This is a genomic window from Thermoanaerobaculia bacterium (genome assembly GCA_018057705.1).
In the GTDB taxonomy this organism is placed as follows: Bacteria; Acidobacteriota; Thermoanaerobaculia; order Multivoradales; family JAGPDF01; genus JAGPDF01.
The window spans coordinates 1-12,937 of sequence record JAGPDF010000097.1 but is presented as its reverse complement, the minus strand read 5'-3'; the positions used below and the strand labels follow the sequence as shown (position 1 = coordinate 12,937).

Annotated in this window: 10 protein-coding genes, 4 tRNA genes and 1 riboswitch; of the genes, 6 read left to right on the top strand and 8 right to left on the bottom strand. The window is 70.6% G+C overall.

Annotation, left to right across the window (positions count from 1 at the left end):
- A riboswitch (cobalamin riboswitch) is annotated at window positions 1–124 on the bottom strand. This riboswitch is flagged as partial in the annotation.
- A gap of 80 nt (window positions 125–204) precedes the next feature.
- The 8 genes from KBI44_19460 to KBI44_19425 all read right to left on the bottom strand — a co-directional run bounded on the left by KBI44_19460 (window position 205) and on the right by KBI44_19425 (window position 6,799).
- Window positions 205–735 (bottom strand): hypothetical protein, encoded by a 531-nt coding sequence (locus KBI44_19460; GenBank protein ID MBP9146660.1) that lies wholly within the window; start codon window positions 733–735, stop codon window positions 205–207.
- A 104-nt stretch (window positions 736–839) separates the two neighbouring features.
- A tRNA-Arg gene (locus KBI44_19455) sits at window positions 840–916 on the bottom strand.
- A 27-nt stretch (window positions 917–943) separates the two neighbouring features.
- Window positions 944–1,018, bottom strand: a tRNA-His gene (locus KBI44_19450).
- Window positions 1,019–1,081: 63 nt separating this feature from the next.
- A tRNA-Arg gene (locus KBI44_19445) sits at window positions 1,082–1,158 on the bottom strand.
- Between the two features lie 53 nt (window positions 1,159–1,211).
- Window positions 1,212–1,288: transfer RNA gene (locus tag KBI44_19440), tRNA-Pro, on the bottom strand.
- 109 nt (window positions 1,289–1,397) lie between these two features.
- Entirely contained in the window at window positions 1,398–2,162 is a 765-nt protein-coding gene (locus KBI44_19435; GenBank protein ID MBP9146659.1) for an SDR family oxidoreductase, read from the bottom strand.
- 133 nt (window positions 2,163–2,295) lie between these two features.
- Window positions 2,296–4,089, bottom strand: coding sequence for a GGDEF domain-containing protein (locus KBI44_19430; GenBank protein MBP9146658.1), 1,794 nt, complete (start codon window positions 4,087–4,089; stop codon window positions 2,296–2,298).
- A complete protein-coding gene (locus KBI44_19425; GenBank protein ID MBP9146657.1) occupies window positions 4,082–6,799 on the bottom strand; it encodes a S8 family serine peptidase in 2,718 nt (905 codons plus the stop codon). Before KBI44_19425 ends, KBI44_19430 begins: the two co-directional genes overlap by 8 nt.
- A gap of 326 nt (window positions 6,800–7,125) precedes the next feature.
- Here KBI44_19425 and KBI44_19420 point away from each other — a divergent pair, with 326 nt between their 5' ends.
- The 6 genes from KBI44_19420 to glmS form a co-directional block, all read left to right on the top strand.
- Window positions 7,126–7,938: a hypothetical protein gene (locus KBI44_19420; protein ID MBP9146656.1), complete on the top strand. Its 813-nt coding sequence runs from the start codon at window positions 7,126–7,128 to the stop codon at window positions 7,936–7,938.
- Between the two features lie 20 nt (window positions 7,939–7,958).
- On the top strand, window positions 7,959–8,453 hold the full coding sequence (locus tag KBI44_19415; protein ID MBP9146655.1) for a roadblock/LC7 domain-containing protein: 495 nt from the start codon (window positions 7,959–7,961) through the stop codon (window positions 8,451–8,453).
- A 35-nt stretch (window positions 8,454–8,488) separates the two neighbouring features.
- Window positions 8,489–9,073, top strand: coding sequence for a GTPase domain-containing protein (locus KBI44_19410; GenBank protein MBP9146654.1), 585 nt, complete (start codon window positions 8,489–8,491; stop codon window positions 9,071–9,073).
- 62 nt (window positions 9,074–9,135) lie between these two features.
- Window positions 9,136–9,672, top strand: a complete 537-nt coding sequence (locus KBI44_19405; protein MBP9146653.1) for a hypothetical protein — start codon at window positions 9,136–9,138, stop codon at window positions 9,670–9,672.
- A gap of 30 nt (window positions 9,673–9,702) precedes the next feature.
- Complete coding sequence (glmU, locus tag KBI44_19400; protein MBP9146652.1) at window positions 9,703–11,124, top strand: bifunctional UDP-N-acetylglucosamine diphosphorylase/glucosamine-1-phosphate N-acetyltransferase GlmU; 1,422 nt, start codon at window positions 9,703–9,705, stop codon at window positions 11,122–11,124.
- Between the two features lie 2 nt (window positions 11,125–11,126).
- A partial coding sequence (glmS, locus tag KBI44_19395; protein ID MBP9146651.1) for a glutamine--fructose-6-phosphate transaminase (isomerizing) occupies window positions 11,127–12,937 on the top strand: 1,811 nt, incomplete at its 3' end.

The window sequence follows — 12,937 nt, the reverse complement described above, 5'->3', positions numbered from 1 at the left end:
CGCGCAGTGGTGTCTCCGGTTTCGTACCCGGTTACAGTGGCGGGGGCCGCGCCGGCTTCAAACCGGCTTCCCTCTTGCGAGCCCCGCGATTTCTCGCGGGGCCACCGCTACGTCGTGGTTGTCAAAGTGAGCCCCGCACCGCGCGGGGCCTTGGGAGCCTTGCTCGAGAGGATCGCCGGGCGCCCGGCGAACCCGAATGCGCGCCTACTGATTCGGTGGCGGCGCCGATACCACCGGCTGCACCTGCGGCACGGCGTTGATGCCGGTCATCCAGACGGGAAGGCCCGAGAGCGCCCCCGGTTCGACGAACTGCTGCTGATTGTAGACCGTCGGCGCCTGCGCGGCGTTGGCCGCGGCCGCCGCCTCGGCAGCCAGAGCGGCCTGGCCCTCTGGAGAGGTCGGATCGATGGCGTCGTTCGGCGCCCAGCCGAGCGCCATGGTGGTCGAGTTGATCTGATGTCCGAAGCCGCGGCTCTCGCTGTCGACCGTGACGCTGTCGATCTCGGCTGCGGCGAGCGCGATGCGGTTGCCGAACTCGGTCATCACGACGACCAGGTTCTCGTCCCAGCTCGCCTCTTCCGGCTGATAGCGGCTGTCGAAGGTCGTCCCGTTCTTCATCGTGACGGTATAGACCGCCGCCGAAACCGGCAGCGCGGCGAACGCGCCCACCAGCAGGAGGAGCGGCAACGCAACGACACGGGTGCGAGCGCGATGCACGACTTTGTCAGCTCTCATGGCTCAGCCTCCTCGGATACTTCCCCGGATTCTAGCATCCCCGGGATTCCGGGCTGTGAAACAGGACACGGCGGGAGAGATGGGGGGAGAAAGGGTGTGGCAAATGGTGCGCCCGACAGGAGTCGAACCTGTGACCTTGAGCTCCGGAGGCTCACGCTCTATCCAGCTGAGCTACGGGCGCCGTGCTTGCGAAAGAACCGTCAAAAAATGGGGTGAGCGACGGGACTCGAACCCGCAACAGCCGGAACCACAATCCGGGGCTCTACCATTGAGCTACGCTCACCATACTTCCCTGCACATCCCTGCTCGTTGCCGGTCTCTTCCGTCCCTGCGGACCGAAACCAACTGGTCTGCCTGGAGGGATTCGAACCCCCGACCCGCGGCTTAGAAGGCCGCTGCTCTATCCAACTGAGCTACAGGCAGCTGATCGCTGCGGGCTCCTGTCGTCGGCTGCTTCTGGATGTCCGTCCAAGAGCTGGTCGGGGCGCCCAGATTTGAACTGGGGACCCCCTGCGCCCAAGGCAGGTGCGCTACCAGGCTGCGCTACGCCCCGTCCGATCTGGCAGTCTACGGAACGGCTCCCGCGGGTGTCAACGCGACGCTCGCCCGCTCGCGCGCCGACCCGGACCGCTCCAGACCCCTCCAAAGGGTCCGGCGACGGCTCAGCCGGCGATGTCCTCGCCGCCGTCGACGTTCAGGACCGAGCCGGTCAGCCAGTAGGCGCCCGGCGCCGCGAGCGCCACCAGGCACTTCGCGACGTCCTGCGTCGTGGTCAGGCGGCCGGAGGGGTTCCTGGCCTTGGCGCTCTCGACGATCTGCTCGTTGCCCGGGATCTTCCGCAGCGCCGGCGTGTCGGTGACACCCGCCTTGATGGCGGTCACCGCGATGCCCAGCGGCGAGAGCTCGTAGGCCAGCTGGCGGACGTGCGACTCGAGCGCCGATTTCGCCGCCGAGACCGCGCCATAGGCCTTCCAGACGACGTGGTCGCCGGCGGAGGTCATGGCGAAGACGCGGCCCCCCATGCCGAGCGCCCGGCTGCGCACCAGGTCCTGCGTCCAGTAGACCAGCGAGTTCGCCATGACGTCGAGCGTCATCTCGATCTGCGCCGGTGTGATCGCGTCCTTCGGGTCGTCGGCGATGAACGGCTTCAGCGTGCCGAAGGCGAGCGAGTGCATGAGGACGCCGATCGGCCGGCCGCCGGCGAGGCGCACCATCTCGGCGACCGTCTCGGCGCGCTTGTCGTGGTCGGCGGCGTTGATGTTGAAGAAGTGCGCCTGGCGACCGGTGGCCGCGATGCCGGCGCGGATCTCCTCGACGTGGGGCATCGCCTGGCGGCGATCGAAGTGGACGCCGAAAATGTCGTAGCCGGCGGCGGCGAACTCGAGCGCCGCAGCTTCACCGAAGCCGCTCGAAGCGCCGAGGATCAAGGCCCAACGGGATTCACTGGCTGACAAGGGACTCCTCCGATCTCGAACCGTGCGTCGAAAAACGGATTCTAGACGAACTGCCTGCGCGCTCTCCGGGGCGGGCTCTTGTGGGCCGGCTCCAGCCGGCGCCGCTTCAGGCGAAGAAGACCGGCGCTTCGGGGGACGGTTTCGCACCCGAACCGTCGGCCTCGCTCGACGTGCCGGCGCTCTCGGCCAGCTCGACGAGGTCGCCCGCAGCGGTGCGGAGCCTCCCCTGGCCGGTGTCGAGCAGGCAGAGATTTCGCCCGAGGTGCTTCGCGGTGTAGAGCGCCTGGTCGGCGAGATGCAGGAGATCGTGGGCGCTCTTCACGGCGAGCTCGGGGGCGGCGGCGACGCCGACGCTCATGGTCAGCGTGAGGCGGTCGCCGGAAGGAGCCTCGACCGCCAGCGCTTCGACCCGCTTGCGCAGGCGTTCGGCGATCTCGAGCGCCGTCTCGCCGGAGGTCTCCTCGAACAGCAGCACGAACTCCTCGCCGCCGTAGCGGGCGCAGAGGTCGCCGCCGCGCGCCGGTGCGAGCAGCACCTGGGCGACGCTCTTCAGCGCGAGGTCGCCGGTCGGGTGGCCGTAGGTGTCGTTGATGCGCTTGAAGTGATCGAGGTCGCAGATCACGACGGCGATCGAGCTCCCCTCCTCGCGGCTCTGCGCGAACGCCTCCTCGAGGCGCTGTTCGAGCACCCGTCGCGAGGCCGCTCCGGTCAGCCGGTCGACTTTGGCAGCCCGTTCGACGAGCGCTTCGCGCAACGATGCGGCCATCTGCGGCAACAGGCCGTTGAAGAGCTCGAGCGCCCGCGGCTCGATCCGCCGCGGGTCGAACCAGAGGCGGACCCAACCGATCGGCCGCGGCTCGCCCAGCGCGCGTTCGACGACCTTCCACGCCCCGCGCCGATGGATGCCGGGGAGCGCCGGCGGCACCGGTGGTGGCGCGGGTGCCCCCGGCGCGAGCGCGCCACCGGCCTCCGCCCACCAGCTCGCCCGCCCCTGGTCGGGAACCTCGAGCTCGAGCTGGAACCAGGAGAAGGGCAGCAGGGCCGCGCATTCGGTGCGCACCTGCTCGGCGACCCCGAGAATGCCGGCGCCCCCCTCGGCGAGCGCCGCGCCGGCGCGGCGCAGGCGATGCGCCTCATCGAGACGGCGAACATGCCCGGCGGCGGCGAGACCGTTGCGCGCCGCCTCCCCGGCGAGCAGAGCGAAGGCGCCCAGCACGACCCAGGCCGTCACCCAGCCGGCGCCTCCGGCCACCACGACGACCAGCGCGCCGAGCACGAGCCCCGCGAGGTCGTAGAGCAGCGGCGTCTGCGAGCGCAGAAAGTCGAGCGCCGACTCGCGCCGCACCGATCGCCGGATGATCAGCTCGTAGGCCGCCGGAATGGCGAGCCAGACGAGCGCGGAGACCATCGCGGCGAGCGCGAAACGGTCCGGCACGAGCAGGAAGATCGCGCCGGCGGCGAGCACTGAGAGCTCCGCGATCGCCACCCACCCGGCCAGCCGCGAGAGGCTTCGGCGCTCGGGCAGCGGCAGGTCGCGATGGGCTTCGATCCAGCGCTGCAGGAGCTCCGCTCCGGCGAGCGCGAACGGCACGAGCACGGCGACCGGGACAATACCCAGGTGCTCGAAGCCGGGGTAGACGATCACCGCCCCGAGGGCGAGTGAGGCACCGCCGAACGGACGATGGAGTGCGCCGGCGAGGGCGCCGCCGAGCAGGACGAGGCCGAGCAGAGGCTCGGGCATCCAACCGCGCGGCGCCCACGCCCGGCTCGCGCCCGCGATGCTCAGCAGGGCAAGTGCGAGCAGGACCGGCGTCAGCCAGATCCAGAGCTCCCTGCGCGCCCGGGCGGCCCGCGCCGCGGAGTCGGCCGGACCCCTCGAGTCGGCGGCGTGCTCAGTCACTGGAGCGATCGAAGCGATCGAGGTGATCAGGGGAGCGGGGCGAGCGGCGGCGCGCCAGGAGATGCAGACCGACTGCGAGCAGGAGCAGAGCGCTCAGCGCCAATCCGGCCGGGGAGAGGGCCGGGATCTCCACCGCGCCGCCGAAAGCACGACAGGCCGCCGGCGTGGCGGTGAGCGAGAAAGCGCGCACGTAGCCGACGTCGAGTGGATTCCAGTCGGTGACCCGGATCGTCCAGGTACCGTTCGGATCCTCGCCGTCGAAGCTCGAGAGCGGTCGCGCCGGCAGGTAGCTGCCGGTGAACGGATTGTCGTCCGTTTCGACGCCCTGGATCGGTCCGCCGGGGCTCTCGTCGTCGAGCACCGTCTGGCAGAAGTGGTTGCCCAGACCGTCGGCAAAGCGGATCATCGGGAGGGCGAGACCCGAAGGCGCAATGAGCTCGATCAACAGATTGCTCACGAACGGGTGTTCGATACCCACCGTCGGGGCGACCGGCACGATCGTGCAGAGCTCGCCGTCGAACGACAGATCGAGATCGGCGAGGAAGCCCCCGAGGCCGGAGACCGGGAGGTGCGCGATCGCCTCCGGACCCGGGACGCCGCGCACCGTCGTGTCGGCGATGAAGACCGGCGGCCCGGCGTAGACGAAGCGCACCGGCTCGCCGGGAGCACCCAGGACGAGCTGGAACGTCAGCGTCTCGGGTGCCACGCCGCCGGCGTAGAGGACAGAGAGCGAAAGCGGCAGGATCGCGCCGCAGGGTGCGCTGCGCGCCACTTCGATCACGAAGCCGTCGAAGCTCGTGACGCTCGCGCCCGCCGCCAGATCCGTCCACGCGGCGTTCCCGTCCACGACCACCGTGTCGGCGCTCTCTGCCGCGAGAGCGGCCGAGATCTTCTCTGCTGCGGCGCCGCCGACGTTCGCGAGCTCGACGTCGAGCCGCCAGCGCTCTCCCGGATCGAGAACCGCGTCGCCGTTTCCGAGGAGCTCCGAAGGCACCACCGCGCCGAGCTCGAGATTGGCGCGCATCGGCACCGCAGCGGCGGCGAGCATCGCAGCGAGATCGACCAGGCCGTGCCCGGTGGTCGTGTCGGGCCCCGGCGCCTCGATGTCGAGCGCCTGATCGAGGAGCGCCGCCCGCACCTGCTCCGCGGTCGCCGCGGGAAGGGCGCTCCAGTAGACCGCCGCGAGCGCCGCCGCGTGCGGCGCCGCCGCGGAGGTCCCGAAGAACGGAGAAAAGCCGTCCACCGAGGTCGAGACTCCGTCGGCGGCCGTGAGCTCGGGCTTGGCACGCACGATGCCGCCGGTCGAAGAGAAGTCGCCCGGCGGGGCGCCCGGCAGGAGCGTCCCCTGGGCGGAGAAGAAGATCCGTCGCGGTCCGTCGGCGCTGAACGTCTCGCTCGCCTGGCTGGCGTCGAAGGCGAGCGGATACGGACCCGAGGGCTGGCCCGAGTTGTAGGCGGCGAAGGCCGGCGCGGCCGCGACGGCGAGCGCCCCTGCCGCGGCAGCATGGCCGCGCAAGGCACCCCCGGTCGCCCGGGCGAGCTCGCCGCGAAAGGCGACCAGATTCAGCAGGCGGGCGGCACCCGCGGCGCGCACCACCACCAGCCGCTCGCCGAGCGATGCGCCAGAGCCGAAGAAGCTGATGATCTCGACCGGATCGTCGTCGCCACCGCTGCCGTCCTGGGTGTTGTTCGAAAAGCGGGCGACGTTCGCGAGATCGCCGGTGAGTACGTAGAGGTCGTAGTCGTTGGCCGCCGTCCCGAACAGATCGGTCCAGTGCAGGACGACGGCCGGGGCGTCCTCGAGGAGCAGGTTCGACGATTCGCCACCGCCGAAGTCGAGGAGCTCGAGGCCGGGAAGCACGGGCAGCGGCGGGCCGGGGGCGAAGTCGCCCTCCCAGGTGCCGGAGGTGCCGTCGTCCAGATTTCCCTGGTTGCCCGCCGACGAGACGTAGAGCACCCCCTGCGCGCTCACCTCGTCCACCGCCGCGGCGATGCTGCCGTCCTCGAAGGGCGACTCGACGAGGTAGATCACGTCGTCGACGATGACCTCGCAGCCGCTCGCGGCGAGATCGAGGATGTTCTCTGCGAAGCGCGCCACCCCGCCGAAGGCGGTGGCGAAACCGAGCTCGGCACCCGGGGCGAGGTCGTGGACGATCTCGAGCATCGCGGCGCCCTCGTCGCCGCTCCCCTCCTCCCCCGGCAGGACGTCGACCGCGGGCAGCTCCCCGGTCGCCTGCGAGTAGGCGAGGGCACCCACGCCGTCCGAAAGGACGCAGACTTTTCTTCCGCCGCCGTCGAGGGCGTAGAGGTCGCGGGCCGAGTCGGCGGCGTGGGTGCGATCGCCCTCCGAGACGATTCCCTGCGTGAACGGCTGGCGCGCCGGCACGATGCGCCGCACCTCGGGCCGCGCGGCGAGCGGCCGGATCGAGTCGAGGCCGACGCGGGCGCGCAAGGAGGCGAACCGCGACGACGAGAAGGCGACCTCTCCGCCGAGCGTCCGGATGCCCGCGGCCACCGGTCCGGGATCCACTCCCGGGACGAGGTCGATGTCGACCTCGAGCGCGCCCTCTTTGGGCAACGCCAGGGGCTCGATCGTCGACAGAGCGCCCGCCATGCGACCCGATCGGCGATCCAGCGCGAAGAGCAGCTGCGAGTCGATCTTGCGCTCCGCCGCGGTGCGACCGTTCTTCCACTCGGTGAGCTGGCGCACCTGCTCGATCGCGCTTGGGGCGAGCGTTCGCGCAGGCCCCTGCGCGAAAAGACCGGCAGAGGAAAGAACCGCCGCGCTCGCTAGAGCTGCAGCGACTGCCCACGGCCGGCGCCGGGAGAGATCGACTTTCAGGCGAGAACCTCTTGGCATCGGTACCCTTGGCGCGCGACGGCTGGGAAGACCCGCAGACGGTTGGCTACGATCCTAACCCCCTTTGCCGAAGCTTTTCGTGCCGCTCACCACAGTCGCTCCGGCGAGAGGCAGGCTGCCTGCCGGCGCTCGCCCGCCTTGCGCGGCGGCGGCCGGCGGCGGAAGATGGCCGCCAGGTGAAACTCCCGCCGCCCCCCTGGATCGCCGCCCATCGCGGCGCCCTGCCACTGCTCGAGAACACCCTCCCGGCCCTCCTGCGCGCCGTCGAGGAGGGGGCCGACCTCCTCGAGTTCGACGTCCGGGCGACGGCCGACGGCGTCCTCGTCCTGCATCACGACGAGCATCTGGGGCGCCTCGCCGGGCGGCCCGACCTCGAGGTCGAGAGCACGAGCCTCGGCGAGCTCCAGGGAGTTGCGCTGCGGCATCCGGAGCACCCGGAGTGTCCGGGGTGTCCAGAGCCAGCCGGACGCATTCCGACCCTGGCCGAGCTCCTCGTCGCCCTGCCGCCGGAGTTTCCGGTGAACATCGAGCTCAAGGTCCGCCGCACGGCCCCCGGGCGGCTCGCAGAGCTCGCCCTCGCGGCGACCGCGGGCCGGCAGAACGTCCTCTTCTCCTCCTTCGACGCCGCCCTGCTCCGGGAGCTGCGCCGCCAGTCGGCGACCGCCCGGATCGCGCCGCTCGCCCGGCTCTGGACGCCCGCGCTCGAACGCCTGGGCGAGGAGCTCGCCGCCTGGAGCCTGCACGTCGCCGGCGGAGTCGCCCGCGCCAGCGCAGCGTCGCTTCGCGCCCGCGGAGCCAGCGCGGGACCGCCGCTCCTGGTCTATACGGTGAACGACGCCGCCCGCGCCCGCGAGCTTCTGGCGCAGGGGGCCGCCGGCCTGTTTACCGACCGCCCCGGACCCCTTCGGGCGGAACTTGGGCAGCCCGGCGAGAGTGGCGTATTATCCCTGTCTTATCGAGGCGCGCGATCGCCCCGATCGTCTGTCTAGCACCCGGGAGAGCCGAGCCGATGGCTGGAGCTGAGCTGGTCTTGTATCAGGAAGAGTTCCAACGCCTCGACGGGGCGTTGAAGAAACTGCGCCAGGAGGCCAACGCCCGGGCCATCTTCCTCATCGACAAGAACGGCCAGCAGATCGCCGCCGCCGGCGAGGTGGAGCAGTTCGACACCACCAGCCTCGCGAGCCTGACCGCTGGCAACGTCGCGGCCACCGACGGGCTCGCCAAGCTCATCGGCGAGCGCGAGTTCTCGGTCCTCTTCCACGAGGGCAAGCGCGATCACATCCATATCTCGATCGTCGCCAAGCGCGCCATCCTGCTGGTCATCTTCGATGACCGCTCGTCCCTCGGCCTGGTCCGGCTGCGCGTCAAGCGCGGCAGCCAGGAGATGGACCACATTTTCGAGGACATGCAGGTGAAGCAGACGAAGGGCGCCGCCACCCCGACTCATGCCAGTCCGTTTTCCGAGATCACGGACGAGGACATCGACGCCCTGTTCTCCGAGTAGGTCCGGAACTTCCGCGGACCGACACTCGAAACGCCATGACGTTCATCAACTACGCCAGCCGGGAGATCAACTGCAAGATCGTCTACTACGGCCCTGGCCTGGGCGGCAAGACGACGAATCTGCAGTTCATCTACAGCAAGACCGCGCCGGAGGCGAAGGGCAAGATGATCTCGCTCGCCACCGAGGCCGATCGCACGCTCTTCTTCGACTTCCTGCCGCTCGACCTCGGGTCGATCCGCGGCTTCACGACCCGGTTCCACCTCTATACCGTCCCCGGGCAGGTCTTCTACGACGCCAGCCGCAAACTGATCCTGAAGGGCGTGGACGGCGTGGTCTTCGTCGCCGACAGCCAGCCCGAGCGGATGGAGGCCAACATCGAGTCCATCCGCAACCTCGAGGACAACCTGCACGAGCACGGCTTCGACCTGCAGACGATTCCGTACGCCCTGCAGTTCAACAAGCGCGACATGCCCGACGTCGCGCCGGTCGCCGATATGTACCGCACGCTGAACTACAAGCGCGAGCCGACTTTCGAGGCCGTGGCCACGACGGGCATCGGAGTCTTCGACACCCTGAAGGCGGTGGCGAAGCAGATCCTCGTCGAATTGCGCAAGCGCTGAGTCCGTCCCTTCGATCGTCTTTCCGACCGACCCCGACCCACTCTCCCGCGACCCCCCCTTCGATGCCCGACAAGCGCACTGCCAAGAAGCCCGCCCCCGCCGTCCCTCGCCCGGTTTCCGGCCCCGTCCCGGATCCGCAGGTCGAGCTCTTCGGACGCGCCGTCGCCGCCGCGCAGCAGAAGCACTGGCGCGAGGCCGCGGGACTGTTCCGCCGCCTGCTCGGCGAGATCGACGACGACCCCAGCCTCGGCGAGCGCGCCCGCCAATACCTCGCGCTCTGCGAGCAGCGCCTCGGCAACGGCAGCGCCCCGGACACCGACGAAGACCCCTACCTCCAGGCGGTGGTGGCGAAGAACCGCGGAGACTTCGCCGCGGCGCTGGCGCTCTGCCGGCGCGGCGGCCGCCATCACCGCGACGAGCGGATGGCCTACCTCGCAGCCTCCATCCTGGCGCTCGAGGGTGCCATCGCGGAGGCCGCTGAGCTCCTGGCGCTCGCCGTCGGGCAGAACGCCCGGAATCGCGTCCTGGCCTTCCACGACTCCGACTTCGCCGACGTTCTCAACCGGGCCGAGTTCGCCTTCGTCCACGGCCCCTCCTGACCCGCGCCGCCCTCGGGATCCCCGCTATCGATGGCACCTGACCGCACCTCCGGACCCGACCGTATCGCGGTCGTCCTCGCAGCCGGTCAGGGCAAGCGCATGCGGTCGGCGCTGCCGAAGGTTCTGCACGAGGTCGCCGGCCGGCCGATGCTGGCGCGCGTCCTCGCCACCGCGCGGCTCTCGGGTTGCGATCGCCTCCTGGTCGTCGTCGGCCACCGCGCCGAGAGCGTCCGCGCCGCCTTCCCCGAGAACGACATCACCTGGGTGGAGCAGCGCGAACAGCGCGGCACCGGCCACGCTCTCCTGCAGGCGGCGGCGCTCGCTTCCGACCGCCCGGCGCTGCTGCTCGTCCTCTCGGGCGATGTCCCGCTGGTGCGCGCCGCCACGCTCGACCGGCTGGCGCGGGCGGCCGCTGCCGGCTGGGGCGCGATGGCGGCCGCTACCCTGCGCGAGCCCGGTACGCTGGGCCGCGTCCTCACCCGCCCCGATGGCACGCTCGACCGCATCGTCGAGGTCGCCGACGCTGACGCCGGGGAGCTAGCGATCTGCCGCGTGAACGCCGGTCTCTACGCCCTGCCCGCGCCGGAAATCTTCGATTTCCTCGCAGCCCTCGAACCGGACAACGCCCAGGGCGAGCTCTATCTGACGGACGCCCTCGGCAACGCCGCCGCGGCCGGCAGGAGGATCGAGGTCGTCGAGCTCGAGGATCCCGACGAGGCGCTGGGCGTCAACGATCGCGCCGATCTCGCCCGGGTCCACCGGCTGCTCCTCGAGCGCAAGGCGCGCGAGCTCCAGCGCGGCGGCGTGACGCTCTTCGCGCCCGAGCGCACCGCCATCGAACCCGAGTCGGAGATCGCCCCCGACAGCGTCGTGCACGCCGACGTGGCTCTCCTGGGCGCGAACCGCGTCGGCACCGGCTCGACACTGCACCAGGGCGTCTGGATGCGCGACTCGACGGTCGGCCAGGACAGCGTCATCGAACCCTATTCCGTGCTCGACGGCGCCACGGTCGGCAACGGCTGCCGGGTCGGACCGTTCGCGCGTCTGCGGCCGGGAACGGTCCTCGGCGACGGGGCGCGGGTCGGCAACTTCGTCGAGATCAAGAACAGCCGTCTGGGCAGGAAAGCGAAGGCCGGGCACCTCGCCTACCTCGGCGACGCCGAGGTCGGCGACGGCGCGAACATCGGCGCCGGCGCCGTGACCTGCAACTACGACGGCGAGAGCAAGCACCGCACCGAAATCGGCGCCGGCGCCTTCATCGGCAGCGATACGATGCTGGTGGCGCCGGTCACGATCGGCGCCCATGCGACGACCGGCGCGGGCTCGGTGATCACGCGCGACGTGCCCGATGGCGCCCTCGCCGTCGAGCGTTCGCCGCAGCGCACGGTGCCCGGCTGGGCCGAGCGACGTGTCCGGACGGCGCCACCGACCGACAGGAAAGCGAGCGACTGAAAATGTGTGGAATCGTCGGCTACGTCGGACCCCGTGAGGTCGTGCCGCTGCTCATCGACGGGCTGCGGCGGCTGGAGTACCGGGGCTACGACTCGGCTGGCGTGGCGGTGGTGTCCGACGGCAAACTCGAGACGCGCCGCGCCGAAGGCAAGCTCGACCGCCTGGTGGAGCGCCTGGCCGGCAACGGCCTGCACGGCAGCTACGGCGTCGCCCACACTCGCTGGGCGACGCACGGCAAGCCCACCGAGAGGAACGCCCACCCGGTCGTCGATTCGCGGAACCGGATCGCGATCATCCACAACGGCATCATCGAGAACTTCCTCGTCATCAAGCGCCGACTCCTCGCGGAGGGCTGGACCTTCTCGACCGACACCGACACCGAAGTGATCGCGAACCTCGTCTCGTCCTACTACGACGGCGACCTGGCCGCGGCGGTCAAGCGCGCGGTCGGGGAGCTCGAGGGTATGTACGCCTGCGCCTTGATCGGCACCGAGAGTACCCAGGGAGACGGCGAAGAGATCGTCGCGGTGCGCCAGGGCACACCGCTCGTCCTCGGTCTCGGGCAGGGCGAGAGCTTCCTCGCCTCCGACCCGGCGGCGCTCATCGCACACACCCGCGACGTGATCTTCCTCGACAACGGCGACATCGCTCGCCTCACCCGCTCGCAGATCGAGATCTGGGACCGTTCGGGCGCCGCCGTCGAGCGCCCGGTGACGCGCCTCAACTGGGATCCGCAGCAGGTCGAGAAGGGCGGCTACAAGCACTTCATGCTGAAGGAGATCTTCGAGCAGCCCGAGGCCGCGCGCGACACCTTCGGCGGCCGGGTGGACTTCGAGACCGGTACGGTCGGCTTCGACGCCCTCGAGCTGGCGCCCGACTACGTGCGCTCGCTCGCGCGCATCCAGCTCCTCGCCTGCGGCACCTCCTGGCATGCGGCGCTCATCGGCAAGTTCCTGATCGAGGAGCTGGCGCGGATTCCGGTCGAGGTCGACTACGCCTCGGAGTACCGCTACCGCGATCCGATCGCCGACGCCTCGGTGCTGGTCGCCGGCATCTCGCAGTCCGGCGAGACCATCGACACCGTCTGGGCGATGGAGGCGGCGAAGGAGCGCGGCGCACGCCTGATCGCGCTCTCGAACGTCCCCGGCTCGCAGGCGACGCGCATCAGCTCCGGCACGCTCTACACCCACGCCGGCCCGGAGATCGGCGTCGCCTCGACCAAGGCGTTCACCACCCAGCTCGTGGCGTTCTATCTGCTCGCGCTCTACCTCCGCCAGCAGCTCGGGCGGGAGATCGAGCCCGAGCTCCTCGCCCCGCTCGCCCACCTGCCGCAGGCGATCTCGGAGGCCCTGGCACTCGAGCCCGAGATCGAAAAGTTGTCGCGGCAATACCACACGGCGACCGACTTCCTCTTCCTCGGCCGCGGCATCCAGTACCCGGTGGCGCTCGAAGGGGCGCTGAAGCTCAAGGAGATCTCCTACATCCACGCCGAGGGCTACCCCGCCGGCGAGATGAAGCACGGGCCGATCGCGCTCATCGACGAGAACCTGCCGGTGGTCGCGATCGCGACCGGCAGGCGCGTCTTCGAGAAGACGAAGAGCAACCTGCAGGAGGTGAAGGCCCGCGACGGCAAGGTCATCGTCGTCACCGACCGCGACCCCGCCGAGCTCGACGGCGTCGCCGACCACGTCCTGCGCGTCCCGGCCCTCCCCGAAGCGCTCTCCCCCATCGTCACCGTCATCCCCCTCCAGCTCCTCGCCTACCAGATCGGCGTCCGCCGCGGCGCCGACGTCGACCAGCCGCGAAACCTCGC

Excerpts from the sequence above, each read along its gene's own strand:
- KBI44_19415 (MBP9146655.1), top strand. The coding sequence starts at position 7,959 with ATGGCTGGAGCTGAGCTGGTCTTGTATCAGGAAGAGTTCCAACGCCTC.
- KBI44_19410 (MBP9146654.1), top strand. The coding sequence starts at position 8,489 with ATGACGTTCATCAACTACGCCAGCCGGGAGATCAACTGCAAGATCGTC.
- KBI44_19460 (MBP9146660.1), bottom strand. The coding sequence starts at position 735 with ATGAGAGCTGACAAAGTCGTGCATCGCGCTCGCACCCGTGTCGTTGCG.
- KBI44_19405 (MBP9146653.1), top strand. The coding sequence starts at position 9,136 with ATGCCCGACAAGCGCACTGCCAAGAAGCCCGCCCCCGCCGTCCCTCGC.
- glmU (MBP9146652.1), top strand. The coding sequence starts at position 9,703 with ATGGCACCTGACCGCACCTCCGGACCCGACCGTATCGCGGTCGTCCTC.